This window comes from Pseudomonas sp. AMR01 (assembly GCF_041946035.1).
GTDB classification, from domain to species: Bacteria; Pseudomonadota; Gammaproteobacteria; order Pseudomonadales; family Pseudomonadaceae; genus Aquipseudomonas; species Aquipseudomonas antarctica_B.
Genome location: NZ_JAUTYR010000013.1, coordinates 34,369 through 57,610, shown reverse-complemented (window position 1 = coordinate 57,610; position 23,242 = coordinate 34,369). Strand labels below are relative to the sequence as shown.

Genomic DNA, 23,242 nt, shown 5'->3' with positions numbered 1-23,242 from the left:
GTTCAGCCACCACAAAGGGAGCGGCGGGTGAGTCTCACAGGTCTTGCGCAGCGTATGAGTAAAACGAGCTTTCAGCGACTGGTGCTTGGCCTTGTCTTGAGTTCCCTGTTGGTGGGTTGCTCCAGCTCGCCGTCCAAAGGTGCTCGGGTTGTCGACCGAAATAACCCCAGCGCCGTGCCGCAAAAACCAACAGTCACCACCGGGCAATATGTGGTGCGCAAAGGCGACACGATGTTCTCGATCGCCTTCCGTTATGGCTGGGATTACAAGGCGCTCGCAGCTCGTAACAATATTCCTGTGCCCTATACGATACATCCGGGGCAGACGATTCGCTTCGATGGGCGCACCGGTTCTGCACCGGTGACAGTTGTGACAAACTCCGGATCTTCATCGTCGTCTTCGAGCAAAACTACCATTACCACTCGGCCTGCAGGCACCGCAGCGCCTTCGGTTGCGAGCAGGCCAGCAGCCGCGCCGCTGCCCCCTGCAGGGCCTGCGCCGACCGGTTGGGGATGGCCTTCGAACGGGGTGTTAATTGGAAAATTCTCTTCAAACGGTAGTTTGAATAAAGGCATTGATATCGCCGGAGATTTGGGACAGCCTGTTTTAGCTGCGTCTGATGGGACAGTGGTGTACGCCGGGAGTGGTTTGCGGGGCTACGGCGAGCTGGTCATCATCAAACACAGTGATACCTACGTCAGTGCTTACGGCCATAACCGTAGGCTGTTGGTTCGGGAGGGGCAGCAGGTCAAAGTCGGACAGACAATTGCCGAAATGGGGTCAACGGGTACAGACCGGGTGAAACTGCATTTTGAGATTCGCCGCCAAGGGAAACCTGTAGATCCGCTGCAATTCTTACCCCGTCGTTGATATGTTGCACAGCCTGTTCCCTCGCGTAGAAGGAACAGGCTCCAGCGTTGCCAAGGATAGAGGCGTCGCTTGAGCTTGAGGTCGAACTCACCAAAGGACTATAACAATGGCTCTCAGTAAAGAAGCGCCGGAGTTTGACATCGACGATGAGGTTCTCCTTATGGAGGAATCCATCGATATGGAATCGATGTCGAATAATGAGGGGGCTGCTGCACCTTCAGTTCGCACCAAATCCAAGAACTCCACCGCATTAAAACAACACAAGTACATTGACTACACACGGGCGCTCGACGCGACCCAGCTGTACCTCAATGAAATCGGCTTTTCCCCCCTTTTGACCCCCGAAGAAGAAGTCCATTTTGCGCGCTTGTCGCAGAAAGGGGATCCGGCTGGGCGCAAACGCATGATTGAAAGCAACCTGCGCCTGGTGGTGAAAATCGCCCGACGCTATGTCAATCGCGGGTTGTCTCTGTTGGACCTGATCGAGGAAGGCAACCTGGGCTTGATCCGGGCGGTGGAGAAGTTCGACCCTGAGCGTGGCTTTCGTTTTTCTACCTATGCCACTTGGTGGATTCGCCAGACCATCGAACGGGCGATCATGAATCAGACCCGCACGATTCGGTTGCCGATCCATGTGGTCAAAGAGCTTAACGTCTACCTGCGGGCGGCGCGTGAGCTCACTCAAAAACTCGATCATGAGCCTTCGCCTGAAGAAATTGCCAACCTGCTGGAAAAGCCGGTAGGGGAGGTCAAGCGCATGCTCGGCTTGAACGAGCGCGTGTCTTCGGTCGACGTCTCGCTGGGCCCGGATTCGGATAAAACCCTGCTGGACACTCTTACGGATGATCGCCCGACGGATCCTTGCGAACTGTTGCAGGACGATGATCTTTCCCAAAGCATTGATCAGTGGCTGTCGGAACTCACGGATAAGCAGCGTGAGGTGGTGATTCGCCGCTTCGGCCTGCGCGGCCATGAGAGCAGCACTCTGGAGGACGTAGGCCTGGAAATCGGCCTGACCCGTGAGCGAGTGCGGCAGATCCAGGTAGAGGGCCTCAAGCGCTTGCGTGAGATCCTGGAGAAGAATGGTCTGTCGAGTGAGTCGTTGTTCCAGTAACGACGCATAAGAAAATGTGGAAGCCAAGCTTGTGTGGGAGCTGGCTTGCCTGCGATGGCATCACCTCGGTGTAACTTGAAACCCGAGTGAAGCTATCGCAGGCAAGCCAGCTCCCATATTAAGTAAGGTTTCCACATTTTTTTGTGCCCGGTATTACGTTGGCGCAAAGCCAAATTCCAGGCATAAAAAAACCCCGCTTTTAAGGGCGGGGTTTTTTCGACTAAGTCAGTACAAGTTAGATAACTTGAACTTCTTCAGCTTGCATGCCTTTCTGACCGCGGGTAGCGATGAAAGAGACCTGTTGGCCTTCTTTCAGGCTTTTGAAGCCGTCGGATTGGATAGCTTTGAAGTGAACGAACAGGTCGTCACCGGATTGTGGAGTGATGAAGCCGAAGCCTTTTTCATCGTTGAACCACTTAACGGTACCAGTTTGGCGATTAGACATGGTGTAACTCCTTGAACAAAGTTAACTGCGACTCAGGAAAAGCCCTGGCCGAGACTGAGTGCAAAGAGCAGGAAAAATTCTTGGAGATGGTTGGATCGAAATTCAACATATCGTGTAGAGATTCTCAGTGACACAAGCAACACAGTGACGTCACCTTAACCGTTTTTGCCGGATGTGCCAATGGTATTTCCGAAGGTTTCTCTAAATTCGTGATTGGCGGTGGTATTTACAGTCGCCTCCAAATGCAACCAGAGCCCCGTTCCTGCTGGCTCTGCACTATAGAGAACGGCGCATTCATCAAGAAATCCCCCGCGCCCTTTGAACCCCAACGCCGGCCCCGGTAAGATGCCAGACAGTTTTTTCCACCTCGCTATCAGGACACCGCCATGAGCATCAAATCGGACAAGTGGATTCGCCGCATGGCGCAAGAACACGGCATGATCGAACCCTTCGTAGAGCGCCAAATCCGCGGTGAAGGTGCTGAACGAGTGATTTCGTACGGTGTGTCCAGCTATGGCTACGACGTGCGCTGCGCCGATGAATTCAAGGTGTTCACCAATATCAACTCGGCGATCGTCGATCCAAAGAACTTCGACGAGAAAAGCTTCGTCGACGTAAAAAGCGACGTGTGCATCATCCCGCCGAACTCCTTCGCCCTGGCGCGCACTGTTGAGTTCTTCCGCATTCCCCGCGACGTGCTGACCATCTGCCTGGGTAAAAGCACCTACGCGCGCTGCGGCATCATCGTTAACGTGACGCCGCTTGAGCCTGAGTGGGAAGGGCACGTAACCCTGGAGTTCTCCAACACCACCACGCTGCCTGCCAAAATTTACGCCAACGAAGGCGTGGCACAGATGCTGTTCCTGCAGTCCGACGAGGCCTGTGAAGTGTCTTATAAAGACCGCGCGGGCAAGTATCAGGGCCAGCGCGGCGTCACTCTCCCACGCGCTTGATCGAAAGGTCTTACACGCAAAGGGAATTTGTCTGCGAGAAGTGACTCTATTGGGTGTACTGCCTCGGCGCGTGCAAAACGCGTCGAGCCACGCTTGAGGAGTACCTTATGAAGATCGACCCGCGAATCAGCGCTGAACTCGCCCGGCTTGAACCCAACCAAATCGGTGTTCTGGCCTGGTCCTTGATGGCCAACCCTGCCTATGCGGCGGGCGGCATTCCCGGCCAACCTGACCAAGACGTTCCGGAGCCCATCGAGCCCGGTGTGCCGACAATCCCAGATGAGCCGCCACCCGCACCTGTCGCTTGATTCACATGGGTTGGCTACACGGTCAGTCCTTCAGCGGACTGGCCATACTTCTTGATCGCCGATCACGTAGATCTGCCGATCCTCGTGCTGATCGACCTGATATCCCCCGGTAAACGCTCCAAATGCCGGTAGCAGGCTGACCCTTGCGCCGATCTGGAAGCACGCCAGGCGCAAGCTCTGTCGCCCCTTGCCGCGCAGGCGGTACACCGGGTGCACATGGCCTGCCAGCACGTGATGGCTGACGTGCGGATCGGGCTCGTGTTGCAGTGCGAAGGGGCCCACCAGTAGCGGTTCCGTGACCACTTCGATCCGCAAGTCATCCGGCGGGTCGCCTGCACGCTTGTCGTGATTGCCGCGAATCAGGGTCATCGCCAGATCGGGATGGCGTTCCCGCCAGCCTCTGAGCGCGCTCAGGGTACCGCTGGCGTGAGAGCCTGGCCCATGCAGAAAATCCCCGAGAAAGATGATCTGCTCGCATTCAAATGCGCCCAGTAGGCGATCCAGCTTCAGCAGGTTCTCGGTCGTAGTGCCTTGCGGGACGGGTTGCCCCAGGCTGCGATACGCGGACGCCTTGCCAAAATGCGCATCGGCAATCAGCAGGCATTTGCGTGAGGGCCAATACACCGCTTTGTCCGCCAGCAGCCACAACTCTTCACCCTCAAGTGTCATTGCACAGTGCATCAGCGCTTCCCGTTATCCGCGACTTTTTCCAAATCCTTGACCATCCGCGCAATGCGCTCCGACAGTTTTTCCGAACTCATGCTTTCGCGCATCCGCTCCACCAGCAAGGGGAACGCCAGCGGCGTCGGCCGTTCGATCACATGCAGGTCCAACACCAATGCCGCCAGATGGCCCAACGTCTCTTCGAGCCTGCGAATATCCAACTCGTCGCGCAGGACTTCTTCCCCGGCCTGGGTCAGTAACAGATTCTGCGGGTCATATTGCTTGAACACTTCAAAGAATAAACCGCTGGAAGCCTGCACCTGACGCGTACTTTTCGGCGCCCCGGGATAGCCGGCAAACACCAGCCCGGCAATGCGCGCGATTTCGCGAAAGCGGCGCAGGGCCAGCTCCCCGGCGTTCAGGCTGGCGGCAACGTCTTCCAGCAAATTATCCGGACTCAGCAGTGCTTCGTTCAGCAGCAGCGGCCAATCCACCGGCGTGGCGCTCAACAACTCCAGGCCGTAGTCATTCACCGCAATCGAAAAGGTCACCGGTTGCTGTTGGCTGACCCGCCACGCCAGCAAACTCGCCAACCCCAGATGCACCTGGCGCCCGGCGAAAGGGTATAGAAACAGGTGCCAGCCTTCCCGCGACTTCAGGGCTTCCGCCAGCAAGTTTTCGCGCGTGGGCAAGCCCGACCAGCGTAACTGGGTCTGCAGCAGCGGCTGCACAGCCCTCATCTCCGGGCCTTCAAAGCGCCCGTGCGCGGCGGCATCGAAGCGCTCGACCACCGCCTGCGCCAGCTCGTTGGAGAGCGGCATGCGTCCGCCATTCCAGCGTGGCACGGCGGCCTTTTTTGCGGTGCTGCGGCGCACATAGGCGGTCATGTTCTCCACGCGCACCAGCTCCAGCAAACGCCCGGCAAACAGGAAACCGTCGCCCGGCTTGAGCCGAGCGATAAAGCCTTCCTCCACGCTGCCCAGATTTTTGCCGCCGCCGCCCTTGCTCCAGTATTTCAAATGGATGCTGGCATCGCTGACGATGGTGCCCACGCTCATGCGATGACGGCGCGCCAAGCGGGCATCCGGGACACGCCAGATGCCATGCTCGTCCGGCTCCACGCGGCGGTAGTCCGGATACGCCGTCAGTGACAGCCCGCCATGGCGCACAAACCCCAGCGCCCAGGCCCAGTCTTCATCGGTGAGGTCTTTATAGGCCCAGGCGCCGCGCACTTCCGACAGCAACGCGTCAGGCGTAAACCCACCGCCCAAGGCCATGCTCACCAAATGCTGTACGAGCACATCCAACGGCTTGTGGGGCGATTCGCGGGCCTCGATGCGCCGTTGCGCAATGGCGTCCTGAGCGGCGGCGGCTTCCACCAACTCCAGGCTGTGGGTCGGCACCAGCGTCACCCGTGACGGGCGCCCGGGCGCGTGCCCGGAGCGCCCGGCGCGCTGCATCAGGCGCGCCACGCCTTTGGCCGAGCCGATCTGCAATACGCGCTCCACCGGCAAAAAGTCCACCCCGAGGTCCAGGCTGGACGTGCACACCACCGCCTTGAGCTGGCCGTCTTTCAGCGCCCGCTCCACCCAGTCCCGGGTTTCTCGCGACAGTGAGCCGTGATGCAAGGCAATCAACCCGGCCCAATCCGTGCGCGCTTCCAACAGCGCCTGATACCAGATCTCCGACTGTGCCCGCGTGTTGGTAAACACCAGGCAACTGCTGCTGGAATCCACCTCGGCGACCACCTGGGGCAACATCTTTAAGCCAATATGCCCGGCCCAGGGAAACCGCTCGGTGACCGCAGGCAGCAAGGTGTCGATCAGCAGCTGTTTGGCGGTTTGCCCCTGCACGTTGATCCCGTCACCTTGTGGGACCAAAACCTCCAATGCGTGGGCCTGATTACCCAGCGTCGCGGAAATCCCCCACACCATCAATTCCGGGTGCCAACGCCGCAGCCGCGCCAGCGCCAGTTGCAACTGCACCCCGCGTTTATTGCCAATCAGTTCATGCCACTCATCCACGACCACCATGCGCAGGTGCCCAAGACTCACCTCACTGTCGGCGCGCGCGAGCATCAGCGTCAGGCTTTCGGGGGTAGTGACTAGCGCGGTGGGCTGGCGACGGGTCTGGCGCGCACGTTCGCTGCTACTGGTATCGCCGGTGCGCAGGCCGACAGTCCAGGGAATCTGGAGCGTCTCCAACGGCGCTTCAAGGGCGCGTGCGGTGTCTGCGGCCAAGGCACGCATCGGTGTGATCCACAACACCGTCAGCGGTTCGGCAGGCGGTTTGCGTTTGCCGGTAGCGGGCGGGCGCGTGAGGGCGAAACGATTGAGGGCGGCGAACCACAGCGCATAGGTTTTACCCGCGCCGGTACTGGCATGCAGCAAGCCGGATTGACCGTCCTTGACCGCTGCCCACACCTCTTTCTGGAAGGCGAACGGCTTCCAGCCTTTGGCGGCAAACCATTTTTTTGCGAAGTCGACGGGTTTTGCCATTCGATAGCTGACGCTCTGGAGTCTCTATTTCAGAGACCCTCCAGGCGTCGCAAAGGTTTACTTCAAATTGCCACTGAGGAATTGCTGCAAACGCTCGCTCTTCGGATTGCCCAACACATCCTCAGGCGCGCCTTGCTCCTCAACCAGCCCTTTATGCAGAAACAGCACCTGGCTCGACACCTTGCGCGCAAAGCTCATCTCGTGGGTGACCATGATCATGGTGCGGCCTTCCTCGGCCAGCCCCTGAATCACCTTCAGCACTTCGCCGACCAGTTCCGGGTCGAGGGCCGAGGTCGGTTCATCGAACAGCATCACCTCCGGCTCCATGGCCAAGGCACGGGCGATAGCCACGCGTTGCTGCTGGCCACCGGACAGAAATGCCGGGTATTGGTCGGCCACGCGCGCCGGCAAGCCGACTTTGTCGAGGTAGCGACGGGCACGGTCTTCGGCGTCTTTCTTGCTGCAACCCAGCACCCGGCGCGGGGCCATGGTGATGTTTTCCAGCACGCTCATGTGGCTCCACAGGTTGAAATGCTGGAACACCATCGCCAGCCGTGTGCGCAGGCGTTGCAGCTCGGCGTCGTCGGCCACGCGCATGCCATTGCGGTCGCTGACCATGCGAATCGGCTGGCCGTCGAGGGTCATGGCACCGTCGTCGGGGGTTTCCAGAAAATTGATGCAGCGCAAAAAGGTACTTTTGCCCGAGCCGCTGGCGCCGATCAGGCTGATCACGTCACCGGTCCTGGCCTTGAGCGAGACACCTTTGAGCACCTCATTGTCGCCATAGCTTTTATGCAGGCCTTCAACGGTCAATTTGTACATGGGGCGTGCATCCTCAAGGCGAAAGTAGGTAGCCGCTGCGGTAGGCCTCTAAGCCGGCGACATGGCTGATGACCATCCCGGCAGTGGCCATGCGGCGCAGCGAACGGGCGTACAGCAGGCCGGCATGCTGGCAATGCACGGGCGTTACGCGGTCAGTAATGGGGTCGATGATTTCGGCGATCAGTTGCCCGGCGCTCAGGTATTCACCCGGCAGGGCGCTGAACACCAGCAGGCCGCCGACCGGCGTGGTCACAGGCTCAACCCCCGCCAGCGGCGTGGCCGGGTAGGGCAGCGCGGGCATGGGCGCGATGTCACCGGCAATGGCGCCGTAGTGGATCAGGTAATCGATGATCGCCTGGCAGTCGAGCGCCGCGAGGCCGTGGTTGACGTCGCCCTGGCCACGCAGTTCGACGGTCACCGAAAAGCTGCCCATGGGAATCGGGAAGCGCTCGGCAAAGCGTTGCTGCAATTGCCACCACACCAGCGTGAAACACTCATCAAAGGACTGTCCGCCGGAATCGGTGGCCAGCAAATTAGCCTCCGAGCCGATATACCGCGCCAGCGGTTCCACCTGCGGCCAGGCCTCGGGCGTGGTGTACAGGTGCGCCACGGCTTCGAAATCACAATGCAGGTCGAGCACCATGTCGGCATCACAGGCCAGGCGTTGCAGCACCAGGCGCTGGGATTGCAGCTGGGTGTCAGCGGTGTGCGCAGCCAGCGCGGTGACCAGCGCGGTACGGATCAATTCGACGTTGTGCTGCGGATCATCCCCGAGCAAGCCTTCCACCTGATTACCCACCTCATCACTGAGGTCGACAAACAGGCGGTTGAAGTTCTGCCCGCTTTCCAGCTCGTAGCGGCCCAGCGGAGTGTCCATCAGCACCTGTTCCAGCCCGACCGGGTTGGCGATTGGCACCAGCACGATCTCACTGCGCAGCCGACCGGCAGCCGCCAGTTGGGCCAGGCGCGCCTTCAAATGCCAGGCCACCAGCATGCCCGGCAGTTCATCGGCGTGCAGCGACGACTGGATGTAAATCTTGCCTTCGGCCAGTTCCGGGCCGAAGTGAAAACTGTGAATCTGCCGCGCCGTGCCGGGCACGGGCGCGATCAGTTCATGCACCTGATGACGCATACGAACTCCTTAATGGCTCGGCCCGAGAAAGGCCAGCCAGCGGCGCTCCGCCAGGCGGAACAGGCCGACCAGGGCAAAGGTCACGGTCAGGTAGATCAGCGCAGCGATACCGAATGATTGAAAGGTCATGTAGGTCGCCGAGTTGGCGTCCCGCGCGACTTTGAGAATGTCCGGCACCGTCGCGGTGAACGCCACGGTGGTCGAATGCAGCATCAGGATCACTTCGTTGCTGTAGTAGGGCAACGAGCGGCGCAGGGCCGAAGGCATGATCACGTAGGCATACAGCTTCCACCCGGTCAGGCCGTAGGCCTTGGCGGCTTCGACTTCACCGTGGGCCATGCTGCGGATCGCACCGGCGAAAATCTCGGTGGTGTAGGCGCAGGTGTTGAGGGCGAAGGCCAGGATGGTGCAGTTCATCGCATCGCGAAAAAACGCATCCAGCATTGGCTGGGCGCGCACCGCGGCGATGCTGTAGATGCCGGTGTAGCAGATCAGCAATTGAATATAGAGCGGCGTGCCACGGAACAGGTAGGTATAGAACTGCACCGGCCAGCGTATCGAGCGCTTGCGCGAAACGCGGGCAATGGACAGTGGAATCGACACCAGAAAGCCGAACACCAGCGAGGCGCTGAGCAGCCACAGGGTCATGGCCAGCCCGGTGATGTGTTGGCCATCGCTATAAAGGAAGGGCCGCCAGTATTGCTGCAGAAGTTCGATCATCGCACGGCCTCCCTGGACCCAGCGGAGTAGCGGCGTTCAAGCCAGCGCAGGACGAGGTTGGAGGCGCTGGTGATCAACAGGTAGATCAATGCGGCGATGACCAAAAAGTAGAACAACTGATAAGTGCTTTTGCCCGCATCCTGGGCGGCTTTCACCAGGTCGGCCAAGCCGATGATCGACACCAGCGCAGTGGCTTTGAGCATCACCATCCAGTTATTGCCGATGCCCGGCAGCGCAAAACGCATCATCTGTGGAAAGGTCACGTAGCGAAAGCGCTGCCCGCGTTTAAGGCCATAGGCGGTCGCCGCTTCCAGTTGGCCGCGCGGCACGGCGAGAATCGCGCCGCGAAACGTCTCGGTAAAATACGCACCGTAAATGAAGCCCAGGGTGATGACCCCGGCACTGAATGGGTCAATCTCGATGTAGTCCCATTCCATAAAGTCGGTAAAGCCGGTCAGCCAGATTTGCAGGCTGTAGAAAATCAGCAGCATCAGCACCAGGTCGGGCACGCCGCGAATCAAGGTGGTGTAAAGCTGCGCGGGGATGCGGATCAGTTTGACGCTGGACAGTTTGGCGCTGGCGCCGAGCAGGCCGAGCAGGACGCTGACAGCAAGGGAGGCGACCGACAGTTTCACGGTCATCCACGTACCTTGCAGCAACAGCGGGCCGAACCCCTTCAAGCTGAAGGCGCCCAGCCCCAGGGTTTGCAAAAGATCTTCAAACATGAATTCAGGACCTAATGGCGATAAAAAAGCGCCCACCGCAAACCGGTGGGCGCCAGGGTGTTATTTACCGCTGTACAGGTTCAGATCGCCAAAGTGTTTCTTCTGGATGGTGGCGTAGGTGCCATCATCGTGTAACGCTTTGATACCTTTATCGATCAAGGCCTTCAGCTCTTTGTTACCTTTTTTGATACCGACCGCAGTTTTGGACGGCAGCAGTGGGTCATCAATGGCCGCGCTGACTTCATAGCCGGCACCGGCTGGCGACTTCAAAAAGCCCAGTTCGGCTTGCAGCATGTCCTGTACCGAAGCGTCCAGACGGCCGGAAGTCAGGTCAGCGTAAACCTGGTCCTGGTTGGCGTAGGCCTTGGTGGTCACACCGGCTTTGTCCAGCACAGCCTTGGCGTAGGCTTCCTGAATGGTGCCTTGCTCATAGCCAACCGATTTGCCCTTCAGAGACTCAGGCGTGGAGAAGTTCGCGCCCTTTTTGAACACCAGGGAAGTCGGGCCGGAAAACAGCTCGTTGGAGAAATCGATCGCCTTTTCACGGGCTGCGGTCACGGTCATCGAGGAAATCACGCCATCAAACTTGTTGGCGTTGAGGCCTGGAATCATGCCGTCGAAGTCGCTTTCGACCCACTTGCACTTCACTTTCAGCTCAGCGCAGATCGCATTGCCCAGGTCGATATCGAAGCCTATCAGGCTGCCGTCGGCGGCCTTGGATTCGAACGGCGCGTAGGAAGGATCGACACCAAAACGCAATTCCTTGTATTCCTTGGCTGTAGCGACGCCAGCAGCCATGCACAGAGCCAGTGCAGAAAGGGTCAGCAATGCTTTTTTCATTATGTAATCCCTGGAAACCAAGATAAGCGCTTGTGGCGCGTTTAGGACTGTTACTGAACGGTGTCAGACGGATCACAAGTAGCAATTTCTGCACCATAGTTCCGAATGAGCGTTTTAAAAGGTGGGATAAGGCAGTTCTGAGTGTAGAAGATGCCCGAAAATGGGCATCGAAAAATCAGCGCACTATTTCAGTTCATAGGGAGATCAAAATGTGGGAGCGGGCTTGCTCGCGAATGCGGTGAGTCAGTCAATTTATCTGGAACTGACCCACCGCATTCGCGAGCAAGCCCGCTCCCACAAGGAATCTGATCAGGCCAGCAAATCCTGCAGAGTGGCCAGATTATCCGCATCCTCAACAGCCTTATCCTGGCGCCACCGCAACATCCGCGGAAACCGCACCGCAATCCCGCTCTTGTGCCGCTTGGACAAGGCAATCCCCTCAAACCCCAGCTCAAACACCATGCTTGGCGTGACACTGCTCACCGGGCCGAATTTCTCCACCGTGGTTTTGCGCACAATCGCATCAACCTTGCGCATCTCTTCGTCAGTCAGCCCGGAATACGCCTTGGCGAACGGCACCAATGTGCGTTCACTGCCGACTGGCCCATCCCACACCGCAAAGGTGTAGTCGCTGTACAAGCTGGCGCGCCGGCCATGGCCGCGCTGGGCGTAGATCAACACCGCATCGACGCTGAACGGGTCGACTTTCCACTTCCACCACACGCCCATGTCCTTGGTGCGGCCCACGCCATAGAGCCCGTCGCGGGCCTTGAGCATCATGCCTTCTACGCCGAGGCTGCGAGAGGCTTCGCGTTGTGCCGCCAAGTCTGCCCAGCTTTCACCCGTCAGCAAGGGGGATGGCAGCAGCACCGGGCTGTTGCACTGCGCAATCACTTGCTCAAGCCCGGCGCGGCGTTCGGCTTGTGTGTGGCTGCGCCAGTCGTCGCCCTCATGCTCCAGCAAGTCGTAGGCAAGGACGGCCACCGGCGCATCGTCGAGGACTTTTTTGCTCAGGGTTTTGCGGCCAATGCGCTGTTGCAGCAGGGCGAAGGGTTGCACCGCGTCCTTCCACACGACGATTTCGCCATCGATGACCGTGCCGTCGGGCAAGCCACTGACCAGGCTGTGGAGTTCGGGGAAACGTTCGGTCATCAATTCCTCGCCGCGCGACCAGATCCACAAGCGGCCCTCGCGTTTGACCAATTGCGCGCGAATGCCATCCCACTTCCATTCCACCTGCCAGTCGGCGGGCGAGCCGATCAGGGCGTCGAATTGCTCCACCGGTTGCGACAGCCCATGGGCGAGAAAAAACGGATAAGGCTGCCCGCCACGTTGCGCATGTTCGTCGGACGATTCGGGTGCAATCAGCTTGAGATAGCCTTCAGGTGTAGGACGGTTGGACAAATCGGTGTAGCCCACCAGCCGCTGGGCCACGCGTTTGCTGTCCAGATCGACCATGGCGGCAAGCGCGCGGGTGACCAGCAATTTCGATACACCGACGCGAAAACTGCCGGTGATCAACTTGATGCACACCATCAGGCTCGGTTGATCCAGTTGTGCCCACAACGCCGGCAAGCGGTCTGCCAATTCCAGCGGCGGGAGACCACGCAGGGGCAGGAGTTTTTCCTCCAGCCACACGGCCAAACCGTCTTGCGAGGTGTATGACGATTCTGGAAGTAGCAGGGAAATGGTCTCAGCCAGATCGCCGACGGACTGATAGCTCTCTTCGAACAGCCACGGCTCGATACCCGAGGCTTCGGTGGCCATGTCCCTGAGCAGGCGCGTCGGCACTAATTGCCGGGGCCGCCCGCCGGATAAAAAGTACACCGCCCATGCCGCGTCTTCCGGCGGCGCCTGTAGAAAGTAGGCTTGCAGCGCCGCGAGCTTGGCATTGCTGGACGTGGTGGCGTCAAGGTTGGCGTACAACTCGGCGAAGGCCTTCATGCGGTGGCCTCTTCTTCGTCATCGCCGTATTCGGTGGTGAAGCCTTGGGCGTCCAGGCCTTTTTCCCGCAGGTGGCGCACCAGCACGCCGACAGAGCCGTGGGTCACCATCACGCGTTCGGCACCGGTTTGTTCAATGGCCCACAACAGGCCGGGCCAGTCGGCGTGGTCCGAGAGTACAAAACCCCGGTCCACACCGCGCCGCCGGCGGGTGCCGCGCAGGCGCATCCAGCCGCTGGCGAACGCATCGCTGTAGTCGCCAAAGCGTTTTATCCAGGTGCTGCCACCGGTCGAAGGTGGGGCGATGATCAGGGCTTGGCGCAGCAACGGGTCGGTCTTTTTGAAGTCGCCGGCGTAAAGGGTTTCGGGAATGTAGATTCCGGCTTCGCGGTACACACGGTTTAAGGGTTCGACTGCGCCGTGACTAAGGATCGGGCCGATGCTGGCATCGATGCCATGCAGGATCCGTTGGGCCTTGCCGAAGGAATAACAGAACAACACGCTGGCTTTCCCCGCGGCGATATTTCCCTGCCACCAGTCGTTGATCCCGGCAAAAATCTGCGCTTGTGGCTGCCAGCGGTAGATCGGCAGGCCGAAGGTCGATTCAGTAATAAAGGTGTGGCAACGCACCGGTTCGAAAGGCGCACAGGTGCCATCGGGCTCTACCTTGTAGTCGCCGGACGCGACCCAGACTTCGCCCTTGTATTCCAGGCGCACCTGAGCCGAACCGAGCACGTGCCCGGCGGGATGAAAACTCAGGGTGACGCCGTGGTGCACCAGTTGTTCGCCATAGGCCAGGGTTTGCAGGTTGATGTCCTGGCCCAGGCGCGAGCGCAGGATGCCTTCGCCGGGGGCGGCGGCCAGGTAATGGGTGTTGCCGGTGCGGGCGTGGTCGCCGTGGGCGTGGGTGATGACGGAGCGTTCCACCGGGCGCCAGGGGTCGATGTAGAAATCTCCGGCGGGGCAGTAGAGGCCTTCGGGCCGGGCGATGACAAGGTCCATGGGCGTGCCGTGGGCAGTGGGCTTATCAGTTAGGAGGCGGTGGCGGGGCTGGAAGTTCTATCTGAATGCATGCAAGGCAAATGTGGGAGCGGGCTTGCTCGCGAATGCGGAGTGTCAGTCAAAGATGTTGTGACTGATCTACCGCATTCGCGAGCAAGCCCGCTCCCACATTTTTATCCGGTTCCTTCAGGAGGAACCGGGTTATTTGCCGGGGGTCAGGGTCAATCGCGTTTTGCCGTACGCCTTGTCGAAGTTCTGCGGCTGCATCGGGAAGCTCAGGTATTGCGCCTTGAGCGACGGGTCGATGCCATTGGCATAATTCGGGCTGGCCGGGTTGCCGGATTGGCCGATGCCGCCCTGGCCCATCATCGGTTCGGTCTGGCTGAAGTCGACGATCATGCGCAGCGCCGGCACTTGGGTTGTGTCGAAGCTCTGCCCCCAGCTATACGGCGCCGGGTTCAAGGTGTTGTGGTCGCCGCCACTGGCAAGCGGGCCACGAATCACCTGGCCGCTGGTGTTTTTCCAAGTGGTGGTGTGCAGCTTGCCCCACTGCCAGGCCTTGTGATCGGCGCCCAACTGGCTGTCGCCGGCCGTGATCGCGGCGGCGAGGCTGCGGGCCAGGATGGTTGGTTTGTCTTCTTTCTGCGCGGTGCGCACGTCATCCCAGAACGGGCTGTCTTCACGGCCCAGCAGGTGGTCGGCGTTGGCGGAGTAAGACAGGTTGGCGTTGCTGATAAACGCTTTCCAGCTCGCGCTGTTTTCCGGGCCGAGTTCGTCGAGGAATATTTGCTTGGTGCTTTCCTGCAGGAACAGCTCGTAGATCGCCGCATCGGCGGAAGTCGGTGCGAGGCGACCATCAAACGCCATCAGGCGGTTCAGCGCCTCGCGTGCCTTGCTCGCTTCTGGCGCCGGCAATGCATCAATCGCCTGTTTCAGCGGCTGGGCCATGCCCGGCGCCTGGAACATGGTTTTGAGTTTGGCGGCAAATGTTGTGGTCTGGTCGTACTGCATGGCGATCATGCTGCGGCTGTCGTGCTTGCCGGCATTTGCCAGTTGCGCCAGGCGCTCGCTGCGTTCCGGTGCGTCCCAGGAGTTGGACAATTGCATGCCGTAGCCGCGCGGCGCGGTGCGCTGGTTGGCGGTGCCGATCCAGCCTTGGGCCGGGTCCTGGTCATACGGGTGCAGCATCGCGTCGGCGTAACCGTCCCAGTCAAAACGCGCGTCCCAGCCGGGCGAGGGCAGCAGGCCTTCGCCTTCACGGCGGTTGGGGAAACGGCCGGTGACTTGCCAGCCGATATTGGTGGCGTCGGCGAAAATCATGTTCAGCGCGATGGCGCGAATTTCGCGGGTCGCATCCGAGGCCTTGCCGGCATTTTGTGCGCGGGACAGGTCGAAGAAGGCGTCCAGGCTCTTGTCGTCTTTAAAGTCAGCGGTTTGCAAGGCCAGGCCGAAACCGCTGGTCAGCGCCTGGCTGCTATTAAGCAGGGCGCCGTGACGGGTTTCGTACACCACTTCGCGAAGTGGTCGCTGACCTTTGACGATGAAGGTTTCGTTCCGCACCAGCGCCGGTAGCCATTTTCCGTTGTTCTCGTAGTACAGCGCGCTGCCCTGGCGTTTGACCTTTTCCAGGAACAGGTCCTGGGTGTCGCCCTTGACCGAACTCATGCTCCACGCGACTTTGCCGTTGAAGCCAGACAACAGCGTCGGCAAGCCGGCAATCGAGGCGCCGACGGCCTGGTATTTCGGGGCGCGAATCTGCACGTAGTTCCACGGCGACGGCGCTTGCGGCGCAGCTGCCAGGTCGCTGGCCAACAGGCTTTTGCCGCTGCGGGCGCGTTGCGGGCCGATGGCCCAGTTGCTCGACGTGGTGACGGCCAGTGCGTTGAGGCTGTTCAGTTGCTGGCCAACCGCTTCCAACCCGGCGAGGCCGGTGATCTGGCCGAAATTTACGCCCTTGAGCTTTTCAGTTTCAGCCAGCGGGATCGGCTCATCCGGCGCACTTGGGGTGAGCCAGGCGAGTTTGTCGACGCCGACTTTCTGCGCCAGCACCAGCGATGACAGTTCTTCCTGCAAATTGCTCGACTCACTGAAATTCAGCAGGCAGAACAACAGCGCCGAATCTTCCGGCTTCCAGTATTCGGGCTTGTAGCCGGTCTGGGCCAGGTCTGGCGGCAGTTTGTCGCGGTAGCGGAACAGGTAGGCGTTGACGCCCCGGGCATACACTTCAAAGAAGCGCTTGAGGCGCGGCGACGAGGCGTTATACAGCTCGCCGGCGCTTTTTTTCAGGTTGACCGCGCGCATGAAGCGGTCGACGTCGAGCACTTCAGGCCCGGACATTTCGGCCAGACGGCCCTGGGCCAGCAGGCGCAAGGTGACCATTTGGGTGATGCGGTCGCTGGCGTGCACATAGCCGAGGCTGAACAGCGCGTCATGGAAGGTGTTGCTTTCGATCAACGGCATGCCCTGGGCATTGCGGCGCACCGACACATTCTGTGCCAGGCCTTTGATCGGCTGTACACCGGCGACCGGTGTCAGGGTGTCCTGGGTGCTCTGGAGCTGGCAACCGGCCAGGCTTAACGCACTGGCCACTGCCGCGGCAACGCCGAACCGGGGAAGAAAATGTGAGAGGGCTGGCGAGGCCATGGCAAAGCTCCTGCGGGGGTAGCGTCATTAAAGGCGCTACGTTAGTGAGCGCGGCGAAACGACGCAAGCAGGAGTTTGGGTAATTTTGAGCCGGGCGCCGATCAATGTGTGCTGGCTTGTGTGGGAGCTGGCTTGCCTGCGATGCAGGCACCTCGGTCTGCAGTGAAACCGAGGTGATGCTATCGCAGGCAAGCCAGCTCCCACACAAGCCACCCCTACAAAGGTCAGGCCTTGGGCGGGTTTACTTTTTGTATCAGTTCGTAGGCCCGAACAGTCGCCGGCCGTTCCTTGATGCTGTTGAACCAGCGCTGCACGTGTGGGAAATCTTCCAGGCGCTGGCTCTGCCATTTGTGGGAAACAATCCACGGGTAAATGGCCATGTCGGCAATGCTGTAGTCCTCGCCTGCCACGAACGGGCGGCCCGCCAGGCGGCGGTCGAGCACGCCATACAACCGTGCGGTTTCTTCCACATAGCGCTTGATCGCGTAGGGGATTTTCTCCGGTGCGAACTGGCTGAAGTGGTGATTTTGCCCCGCCATCGGGCCCAGCCCGCCCATTTGCCAGAACAGCCATTGCAGGGCTTCCTGGCGACCGCGCAGGTCTTTGGGGATGAACTGGCCGGTTTTTTCCGCGAGGTACAGCAGGATGGCGCCAGACTCGAACAGCGAAATCGGCGCGCCGCCGTCGGTCGGGTTGTGATCGACGATCGCCGGAATGCGGTTGTTGGGAGCGATCTTCAGGAAGTCCGGCTTGAATTGGTCGCCTTGGCCGATGTTGATCGGGTGCACCTCGTAGGGCAGGCCGGCTTCTTCCAGGAACAGCGATACTTTGTGACCGTTGGGGGTGGTCCAGTAATACAAGTCGATCATGAAGCTCTCCAAAAGTGGTGATGCTTGAGCGAATGCCTGTAGGTATAGGTAATGTTCCATCGACGAAAATTCAATCAAACATTTGTGTATACCCTTAGATGCCATTCACACCGCACCGTCCACCAGCACCTGCAACGACTGCCGGGAGCAGCGCTCGATGCGCACCTGCACGCCATACACCTCGGCAAACAGCGCCGGGTCGAGCACGTCATCCGCCGTACCGCTGGCGTACAAGCGGCCTTCGCGCAGCACGGCGATATGGTCGGCAAAACGCGCGGCGAGGTTGATGTCGTGCAGCACCACCACGGCGATCAGGTTGTGCTCGCGCACCAGCCCGCGCACGCAGTCCATGACTTTCAACTGGTAGTTGAGGTCCAGGGCGCTGGTGGGCTCGTCGAGCAACATGACCTGTGGCCGGCGCGCGATGAGTTGGGCGAGGCTGACCAGTTGGCGTTGGCCGCCGGACAAGGTGCTTAACAGCTGGTCGGCCAAATGCGCGATGCCGATGCGCTGCAACGCCTCGAAGGCTTCGCGCAGGCAGGCGTCGCCGGACAGCGGGATGCCTTCTACATCTGCCACGCGCAAGGCGGCGATCACACTTTCCATCACACTCAGGCTCAACCCCGGCGGCAGGTTTTGCGGCATGTAAGTGACGCGCCGCGCACGCTCGCCGATGGACATGGCCGACAGGTCGAGGTGCCCCAATCGCACAACGCCTGTCATCTTTTCCAGCCCGGCCACGGCACGCAGCAGGGTGGATTTGCCGGCGCCGTTGGGGCCAATCAGAGCAGTCAGGCTGCCGTGGGGCAGGGTGGGCATGCTCAGGTCATGCACAATCTGCCGCCGCCCATAGCTGACGCTGGCGTTGTGAACCGATAAGCCCAAACTCATAACTGTCTCCCGCGCTTGAACACCAACGCCACGAAAATCGGCACGCCTACCAGGGCGGTGACGATGCCCACCGGCACGATCACGCCGGGCATGATCAGTTTGCTGGCGATTGACGACAGCGACAGCAGCAACGCGCCGGTCAAGGCGCTGGCCGGCAACAGGAAGCGTTGGTCTTCGCCCACCAGAATCCGCGCGATATGCGGACCCACCAGGCCGATAAAGCCGATGGTTCCCACAAACGCCACGGCGGTGGCCGATAACAAGCTGATGCGCAGCAACGAGAAAAACCGCAGGCGCTTCACATCTACGCCGAAGCTTTGCGCGCGGTCTTCACCCATGCGCAGCAAGGTCAGGCGCGGGGCAGCGGCGAAGGAAAATGGCATCACCACTGCAACCACGAAGGCGAGAATGCCGAGCTTGTCCCAGTTGGCTCGGGTCACGCTGCCCAGCGTCCAAAACACCAATTGTTGCAGCACGTCTTCAGTGGCGACCAGCTGCAACAAGGCCACTACGGCGTTGCAACTGAACACCAAGGCAATGCCGAACAACACCAGGCTTTCGACCCCGGCACCGCGCAGGCGCGACATGGCCTGCAGCAGAAATACCGAGGCGGCGGCGAAGATAAACGCCGAGAGAGAGATTGCCGTGTTGGCCGACACCCACAGCGTGGTTACCGGAAATACGATCACCAGTGACGCGCCCAATGCGGCCGCCGACGACACGCCGAGGGTAAACGGGCTGGCCAGCGGGTTGTTCAAAATCGCCTGCATCTCGGCCCCGGCCAGCGACAGTGCGCTACCCACCAGCACCGCCATCAGCGCGTAAGGCAGGCGCACGTTCCAGATAATCACCTGGTCGGTGGCGCTCAGGTGTGACGGGTGCAGAATGCCGTCGAGCAGAGCCAGCAGGCCCATGCCGGACGGGCCGCTGGCGAGGTCCACCAGAATGGCGCAAACCAGCGCGGCGCCGAGCAACGCCAGCAGCCAGGCACGCCGCGCGAGCAGACGGCGATAGCCGTGAGTGGCGCTGGCGAGGTCGAGGGTTTGAGTGGTCATTGGGCTCACACAATCTTTAAATCGATGAAGATCAAAATGTGGGAGGGGGCTTGCTCCCGATGGCGGAGTGTCAGTCAAATATTTATTGCCTGACACTCCGCTATCGGGAGCAAGCCCCCTCCCACAATTTTTTACCGCGTTTCTACAGGGGTTTTGGCGTCAATCCAGTAAGCACCCTGCAGCGGCATACCGAGGAACTGACTGTTAATCTGCTCCATCGTCGCCTGCGGATCGAGCTTGGCGAACAGCGCCGGATGCACCCATTTGGCCAGCGCTTCAATCGCCAGCAGGTTGTACGGCGAGTTGTAGAAGTCATGCCACAGGCCGTGGGAATTGCCTTCACGGATCGCGCGAAGGTTGGCAAATTCCGGACGCGCCAGCACCCGGTCGAACGCCTCACGCGCTTCATCGATGCTCACGCCTGCGCCCAGAATCAACCCCGGTTTGTGGTTGCCGGTGGCCACGTACACATCCGGATCAGCCTTGAGCGCGTACTCGACGCTGATATCCCCCAGCGCGCCCGGCACCACGTCGGCGGCGATATTGCGCCCGCCGACCAGCTTGATCACTTCACCCATGCCGCTTTTGCCAGTGGTGTGCCCCGGGGCCTGCCAGGCACCGGCCAGCAGTTCCAGGAACACGCTCGGTCGCGGGCCGGCTGGCAGCGTGGCGACGGCGTCGGTGATGGCCTTGACGTGCTGGTCATAGAAATCCAGAAATGCCTTGGCCTGGGTTTCACGGCCCAACGCTTGACCCAGCGCCTGCATGCTGGTGTGGGTGCCTTGCACCGGGTTGATGCGGAAGTCGACGAACAGCACCGGGATGCCGGCTTTGGCCAGCACATCGGCCACCGGGCTATGTTCGGTCGGGCCGTGGCCGGAAATGCTGAACACCGCGAGGTCAGGTTTGAGCGAGAGAATTTCTTCGGCGCTGACGCTTTGTTCCGACGCTTGCCCGATCAACGGGATGTCTTTGACCGTAGGAAATTTCGCCACATAGGCGTTGTAAGTGTGCGGGTCCAGCAGCTTCAAATCGTTCTGCCAGCCGACGATGCGCTGGAACGGCGCGTCTTTGTCGAGCAGGGCGAATGCAGAAATCAGGCGGCCTTCGCCCAGCACCACGCGTTTGACGTCGTCCTTAACCTCGACCTTGCGGCCCAGCACGTCGGTGACTTCATGGGCGGCGGCGGTTTCGGCGTGGCCCAGAAGCAGGGCGGCAAACAGCACACCGAGCTTGAGCAGGTGGCGGGGTTTGAGCATGGAAAGGACTCCGGGTAAGGGGAAATCAGCATTCATAATCGACACTGGCCGTGAGGGTGCGCCCGGCGCCTGGAATGCCGTAGAGCTGGAAGCCGTCGAGGCAAGAACCGATCTGGCTGTAATAGCGCGTGGTGGCCGTGTTCATCTTGTATTGCGCGGCCACGCCGTGGGGCACGTAAATGCGCGATGACATGAGCAGTGGTCCGAGTCTAAATTACAATTACTCTCATTCAGGCCCGTAGTCTAAAGAGCGATTTCCCCCGTCATACCCCGGTTTTGTATCGCTGATGCGCGATTATGGTTTCCCACAACATTCCATTACATTTGCACCCACTGCTGGCTGAATCTTCGGCTAGATCCTGCGTTTTGAGTTTTCGGATTGACCGCCCATGGCCAAACAAGACCACTTGCTGATCGTCGATGACGACCCGCAAATCCGCCAACTGCTCTGCGACTACCTCAGCGACGCCGGTTTTCAGGTGTCCACTGCCAGCGACGGCAAGGAGATGCGCCGTCGACTGGCGCTGAATGTCATCGATTTGATCGTGCTCGACCTGATGCTGCCCGGCGAAGACGGCCTGAGCCTGTGCCGCGAACTGCGCGTGAGTTCCAACACGCCGGTGGTGATGCTCACCGCCAAGGGCTCGCTGATCGACCGCATCGTCGGCCTGGAAATCGGCGCCGACGATTACCTGCCCAAACCGTTCGACCCGCGCGAGTTGCTGGTGCGGATCAAGGTGGTGTTGCGCCGCGTGCAGAGCTTCCCCGACCGTGCGCGGCTGGACGAGGCGCCGAGCATCCACTTCGCTGGCTGGCAACTCGACACACGGGCGCGGCAATTACTCACGCCGCATGGCGTGGTGGTCAGCCTCGGCAACTCGGATTACCGCGTGCTGCGCCTGTTGTTGCAGCACCCCAATCGCCCGTTGAGCCGAGACTTTCTGCTCAACCATGTGTTCGACAAAGACAGCACACCGTTCGACCGCTCCATCGACGTGTGCGTCAGCCGTCTACGCTCGCAACTGCCTGCGGGCTTGATCAAAACCGTGCGCAACGAGGGCTATATGCTCACCGCCGAAGACGTGGTGCTTGGGTCTTGAGACTGCTGCCGCGTTCGCTGTTCGGGCGGCTGGTGCTGATTCTGGTCAGCGGCATGCTTGCGGCCCAGGCGCTGACCAGCAGTATTTGGTATGACCGACGCCATGGTCAGGTACTGGAAATTCCCGCACGGCTGATCGCCACCCGGCTGGCGGACGTGGTCCGCCTGGTGCACAGCGATCCGCAGCAGGCCGATCACCTGATCAAACTGCTCAATACACCGCATTTTCAGCTGACCGTGAGCGACCAGGCGAGCAGCACGCCCAGCACGCTGACTGACAGTGACCGGCCCACCGAGCGGCTGATCACGCAGGTGCTTTCGGAGAAAACCGGTTATGCGCAGACCCTGAGGTTAGTGCGCCTGTCCCTGGTGGACGGCGAAGGGCAAACCGCTGGCCTCTCGACCTTGCTCGGTTCCAGGCCGGTGGTGGGTCAATTCTTGATCGATTTGCGCTTGCCCGATGGGCGCTGGTTGCAGGTGGACGCCAGTGAGGAGCAGGGCTGGACCAGCACCTCGCCGCTGGATCTGGTGTTTGATTACGTGATGCGTATCTATTTGCTGCGGGTGCTGGTGCTGGTGGTGATCGCCCTGGTGGCGGTACGCCTGGCGATTCGCCCGCTGAATGCATTGGCCAGAGCCGCCGAAGCCTTGGGCCGGGATATCCAGCACCCGCCGCTGTCGGTGGATGGCCCGACTGAAGTACGCCGCGCTGCCCAGGCATTTAACGCGATGCAGCAACGGCTGATTGCCAATATCGCCGAACGAACGCGGTTTCTCGCGGCTATTTCCCACGACCTGCGCTCACCGATCACACGCCTGCGCCTGCGTACCGAAATGCTCGAAGACAACCGCACCAAGGAGCGTTTTCGCAGCGACCTGGAGGAGATGGAACACATGGTCTCCAGCACCCTGGATTTCGTCAGCAGTGGTGAGATCAATGAGACGCGGCAGAACATCGACATCAATGCCTTGCTGCAAAGTTTGCAGGCGGATCTGGAGGATGTGGGTGAGCGCGTGAGCATCATCGGCCGCGCGCGGCAGCCGTTGCCGGGGTACGCACGCAGCCTTAAGCGGTGTGTGCAGAACCTGCTGGAAAATGCGGTGCGCTATGGCTGTGAGGTGGCCGTGCGGGTTGAGGACCAGGCGGACAGTTTGGTCATTGTGATCAGCGACCGTGGGCCCGGCATTCCACAGGAACAGCTGGAACAGGTAATGGAGCCTTTTTACCGGGTGGAAGGCTCACGCAACTCGGAAACCGGCGGGTATGGATTGGGGCTGAGCATTGCGCACACCATTGCGCGGGCGCACGAAGGGCGGCTGAGTTTGAAGAATCGGGAAGGCGGGGGATTGGAGGTGGAACTGCTGTTCCAGAGAAAATCCTGAGATGAAAT

22 protein-coding genes are annotated in these 23,242 nt (G+C 60.3%); 6 read left to right on the top strand and 16 right to left on the bottom strand.

What is annotated here, in order from left to right; all coding sequences use genetic code 11:
• Window positions 1-27: 27 nt before the first annotated feature.
• Together Q7C20_RS14220 and rpoS are read left to right on the top strand one after the other, a co-directional pair.
• Window positions 28-870, top strand: a complete 843-nt coding sequence (locus tag Q7C20_RS14220) for a peptidoglycan DD-metalloendopeptidase family protein (RefSeq protein ID WP_375068136.1) — start codon at window positions 28-30, stop codon at window positions 868-870.
• A 106-nt stretch (window positions 871-976) separates the two neighbouring features.
• Complete coding sequence (gene rpoS / locus Q7C20_RS14215) at window positions 977-1,984, top strand: RNA polymerase sigma factor RpoS (RefSeq protein WP_375068134.1); 1,008 nt, start codon at window positions 977-979, stop codon at window positions 1,982-1,984.
• A 235-nt stretch (window positions 1,985-2,219) separates the two neighbouring features.
• Here the strand turns inward: rpoS and Q7C20_RS14210 are convergent, their stop codons facing one another.
• Window positions 2,220-2,429, bottom strand: a complete 210-nt coding sequence (locus Q7C20_RS14210) for a cold-shock protein (protein ID WP_002554837.1) — start codon at window positions 2,427-2,429, stop codon at window positions 2,220-2,222.
• A gap of 386 nt (window positions 2,430-2,815) precedes the next feature.
• Between Q7C20_RS14210 and dcd the strand changes: the two genes are divergently transcribed.
• Both dcd and Q7C20_RS14200 read left to right on the top strand, forming a co-directional pair.
• The gene (dcd, locus tag Q7C20_RS14205) at window positions 2,816-3,382 is read left to right on the top strand and encodes a dCTP deaminase (RefSeq protein ID WP_348058522.1); all 567 of its coding nucleotides are present in this window, start codon (window positions 2,816-2,818) and stop codon (window positions 3,380-3,382) included.
• A gap of 107 nt (window positions 3,383-3,489) precedes the next feature.
• Window positions 3,490-3,690: a hypothetical protein gene (locus Q7C20_RS14200; protein ID WP_375068114.1), complete on the top strand. Its 201-nt coding sequence runs from the start codon at window positions 3,490-3,492 to the stop codon at window positions 3,688-3,690.
• Window positions 3,691-3,720: 30 nt separating this feature from the next.
• Here Q7C20_RS14200 and pdeM read toward each other — a convergent pair whose 3' ends face one another.
• The 15 genes from pdeM to Q7C20_RS14125 all read right to left on the bottom strand — a co-directional run bounded on the left by pdeM (window position 3,721) and on the right by Q7C20_RS14125 (window position 20,945).
• The gene (gene pdeM / locus Q7C20_RS14195; RefSeq protein WP_375068113.1) at window positions 3,721-4,371 is read right to left on the bottom strand and encodes a ligase-associated DNA damage response endonuclease PdeM; all 651 of its coding nucleotides are present in this window, start codon (window positions 4,369-4,371) and stop codon (window positions 3,721-3,723) included.
• Window positions 4,371-6,851: a ligase-associated DNA damage response DEXH box helicase gene (locus Q7C20_RS14190; protein WP_375068112.1), complete on the bottom strand. Its 2,481-nt coding sequence runs from the start codon at window positions 6,849-6,851 to the stop codon at window positions 4,371-4,373. Before Q7C20_RS14190 ends, pdeM begins: the two co-directional genes overlap by 1 nt.
• Window positions 6,852-6,908: 57 nt before the next feature.
• A complete protein-coding gene (locus Q7C20_RS14185; protein WP_375068110.1) occupies window positions 6,909-7,673 on the bottom strand; it encodes an ABC transporter ATP-binding protein in 765 nt (254 codons plus the stop codon).
• A 13-nt stretch (window positions 7,674-7,686) separates the two neighbouring features.
• Window positions 7,687-8,805, bottom strand: coding sequence for a succinylglutamate desuccinylase/aspartoacylase family protein (locus Q7C20_RS14180; protein ID WP_375068108.1), 1,119 nt, complete (start codon window positions 8,803-8,805; stop codon window positions 7,687-7,689).
• 9 nt (window positions 8,806-8,814) lie between these two features.
• The gene (locus tag Q7C20_RS14175) at window positions 8,815-9,525 is read right to left on the bottom strand and encodes an ABC transporter permease (RefSeq protein WP_348058510.1); all 711 of its coding nucleotides are present in this window, start codon (window positions 9,523-9,525) and stop codon (window positions 8,815-8,817) included.
• Window positions 9,522-10,250, bottom strand: a complete 729-nt coding sequence (locus Q7C20_RS14170) for an ABC transporter permease (RefSeq protein WP_375068107.1) — start codon at window positions 10,248-10,250, stop codon at window positions 9,522-9,524. Before Q7C20_RS14170 ends, Q7C20_RS14175 begins: the two co-directional genes overlap by 4 nt.
• A 60-nt stretch (window positions 10,251-10,310) precedes the next feature.
• Window positions 10,311-11,090, bottom strand: coding sequence for a transporter substrate-binding domain-containing protein (locus Q7C20_RS14165; protein WP_375068106.1), 780 nt, complete (start codon window positions 11,088-11,090; stop codon window positions 10,311-10,313).
• A gap of 309 nt (window positions 11,091-11,399) precedes the next feature.
• On the bottom strand, window positions 11,400-13,034 hold the full coding sequence (locus Q7C20_RS14160; RefSeq protein ID WP_375068105.1) for an ATP-dependent DNA ligase: 1,635 nt from the start codon (window positions 13,032-13,034) through the stop codon (window positions 11,400-11,402).
• The gene (locus Q7C20_RS14155; protein ID WP_348058502.1) at window positions 13,031-14,035 is read right to left on the bottom strand and encodes a ligase-associated DNA damage response exonuclease; all 1,005 of its coding nucleotides are present in this window, start codon (window positions 14,033-14,035) and stop codon (window positions 13,031-13,033) included. The genes Q7C20_RS14160 and Q7C20_RS14155 overlap by 4 nt, the downstream gene beginning before the upstream one ends.
• 201 nt (window positions 14,036-14,236) lie before the next feature.
• Window positions 14,237-16,678, bottom strand: a complete 2,442-nt coding sequence (locus Q7C20_RS14150) for a penicillin acylase family protein (RefSeq protein ID WP_375068103.1) — start codon at window positions 16,676-16,678, stop codon at window positions 14,237-14,239.
• Window positions 16,679-16,902: 224 nt separating this feature from the next.
• Window positions 16,903-17,547: a glutathione S-transferase N-terminal domain-containing protein gene (locus tag Q7C20_RS14145; RefSeq protein WP_375068102.1), complete on the bottom strand. Its 645-nt coding sequence runs from the start codon at window positions 17,545-17,547 to the stop codon at window positions 16,903-16,905.
• A gap of 105 nt (window positions 17,548-17,652) precedes the next feature.
• A complete protein-coding gene (locus tag Q7C20_RS14140; protein ID WP_375068100.1) occupies window positions 17,653-18,438 on the bottom strand; it encodes an ABC transporter ATP-binding protein in 786 nt (261 codons plus the stop codon).
• On the bottom strand, window positions 18,435-19,493 hold the full coding sequence (locus tag Q7C20_RS14135) for a FecCD family ABC transporter permease (RefSeq protein WP_375068099.1): 1,059 nt from the start codon (window positions 19,491-19,493) through the stop codon (window positions 18,435-18,437). The genes Q7C20_RS14140 and Q7C20_RS14135 overlap by 4 nt, the downstream gene beginning before the upstream one ends.
• Before the next feature lie 131 nt (window positions 19,494-19,624).
• Entirely contained in the window at window positions 19,625-20,752 is a 1,128-nt protein-coding gene (locus tag Q7C20_RS14130) for an ABC transporter substrate-binding protein (RefSeq protein WP_375068097.1), read from the bottom strand.
• A gap of 25 nt (window positions 20,753-20,777) precedes the next feature.
• Window positions 20,778-20,945: a hypothetical protein gene (locus tag Q7C20_RS14125; protein WP_375068245.1), complete on the bottom strand. Its 168-nt coding sequence runs from the start codon at window positions 20,943-20,945 to the stop codon at window positions 20,778-20,780.
• A 196-nt stretch (window positions 20,946-21,141) separates the two neighbouring features.
• Here Q7C20_RS14125 and Q7C20_RS14120 point away from each other — a divergent pair, with 196 nt between their 5' ends.
• Together Q7C20_RS14120 and Q7C20_RS14115 are read left to right on the top strand one after the other, a co-directional pair.
• On the top strand, window positions 21,142-21,852 hold the full coding sequence (locus Q7C20_RS14120; RefSeq protein ID WP_375068095.1) for a response regulator: 711 nt from the start codon (window positions 21,142-21,144) through the stop codon (window positions 21,850-21,852).
• On the top strand, window positions 21,849-23,234 hold the full coding sequence (locus Q7C20_RS14115; RefSeq protein ID WP_375068093.1) for an ATP-binding protein: 1,386 nt from the start codon (window positions 21,849-21,851) through the stop codon (window positions 23,232-23,234). The genes Q7C20_RS14120 and Q7C20_RS14115 overlap by 4 nt, the downstream gene beginning before the upstream one ends.
• Window positions 23,235-23,242: the final 8 nt, after the last annotated feature.

Coding starts and splice junctions, on each gene's coding strand:
- Q7C20_RS14145 (WP_375068102.1), bottom strand. CDS start 17,547: ATGATCGACTTGTATTACTGGACCACCCCCAACGGTCACAAAGTATCG.
- rpoS (WP_375068134.1), top strand. CDS start 977: ATGGCTCTCAGTAAAGAAGCGCCGGAGTTTGACATCGACGATGAGGTT.
- Q7C20_RS14180 (WP_375068108.1), bottom strand. CDS start 8,805: ATGCGTCATCAGGTGCATGAACTGATCGCGCCCGTGCCCGGCACGGCG.
- Q7C20_RS14185 (WP_375068110.1), bottom strand. CDS start 7,673: ATGTACAAATTGACCGTTGAAGGCCTGCATAAAAGCTATGGCGACAAT.
- Q7C20_RS14210 (WP_002554837.1), bottom strand. CDS start 2,429: ATGTCTAATCGCCAAACTGGTACCGTTAAGTGGTTCAACGATGAAAAA.
- Q7C20_RS14155 (WP_348058502.1), bottom strand. CDS start 14,035: ATGGACCTTGTCATCGCCCGGCCCGAAGGCCTCTACTGCCCCGCCGGA.
- Q7C20_RS14125 (WP_375068245.1), bottom strand. CDS start 20,945: ATGTCATCGCGCATTTACGTGCCCCACGGCGTGGCCGCGCAATACAAG.
- Q7C20_RS14160 (WP_375068105.1), bottom strand. CDS start 13,034: ATGAAGGCCTTCGCCGAGTTGTACGCCAACCTTGACGCCACCACGTCC.
- Q7C20_RS14150 (WP_375068103.1), bottom strand. CDS start 16,678: ATGGCCTCGCCAGCCCTCTCACATTTTCTTCCCCGGTTCGGCGTTGCC.
- dcd (WP_348058522.1), top strand. CDS start 2,816: ATGAGCATCAAATCGGACAAGTGGATTCGCCGCATGGCGCAAGAACAC.
- Q7C20_RS14130 (WP_375068097.1), bottom strand. CDS start 20,752: ATGCTCAAACCCCGCCACCTGCTCAAGCTCGGTGTGCTGTTTGCCGCC.
- Q7C20_RS14165 (WP_375068106.1), bottom strand. CDS start 11,090: ATGAAAAAAGCATTGCTGACCCTTTCTGCACTGGCTCTGTGCATGGCT.
- Q7C20_RS14175 (WP_348058510.1), bottom strand. CDS start 9,525: ATGATCGAACTTCTGCAGCAATACTGGCGGCCCTTCCTTTATAGCGAT.
- Q7C20_RS14140 (WP_375068100.1), bottom strand. CDS start 18,438: ATGAGTTTGGGCTTATCGGTTCACAACGCCAGCGTCAGCTATGGGCGG.
- Q7C20_RS14170 (WP_375068107.1), bottom strand. CDS start 10,250: ATGTTTGAAGATCTTTTGCAAACCCTGGGGCTGGGCGCCTTCAGCTTG.
- pdeM (WP_375068113.1), bottom strand. CDS start 4,371: ATGCACTGTGCAATGACACTTGAGGGTGAAGAGTTGTGGCTGCTGGCG.
- Q7C20_RS14135 (WP_375068099.1), bottom strand. CDS start 19,493: ATGACCACTCAAACCCTCGACCTCGCCAGCGCCACTCACGGCTATCGC.
- Q7C20_RS14120 (WP_375068095.1), top strand. CDS start 21,142: ATGGCCAAACAAGACCACTTGCTGATCGTCGATGACGACCCGCAAATC.
- Q7C20_RS14200 (WP_375068114.1), top strand. CDS start 3,490: ATGAAGATCGACCCGCGAATCAGCGCTGAACTCGCCCGGCTTGAACCC.
- Q7C20_RS14190 (WP_375068112.1), bottom strand. CDS start 6,851: ATGGCAAAACCCGTCGACTTCGCAAAAAAATGGTTTGCCGCCAAAGGC.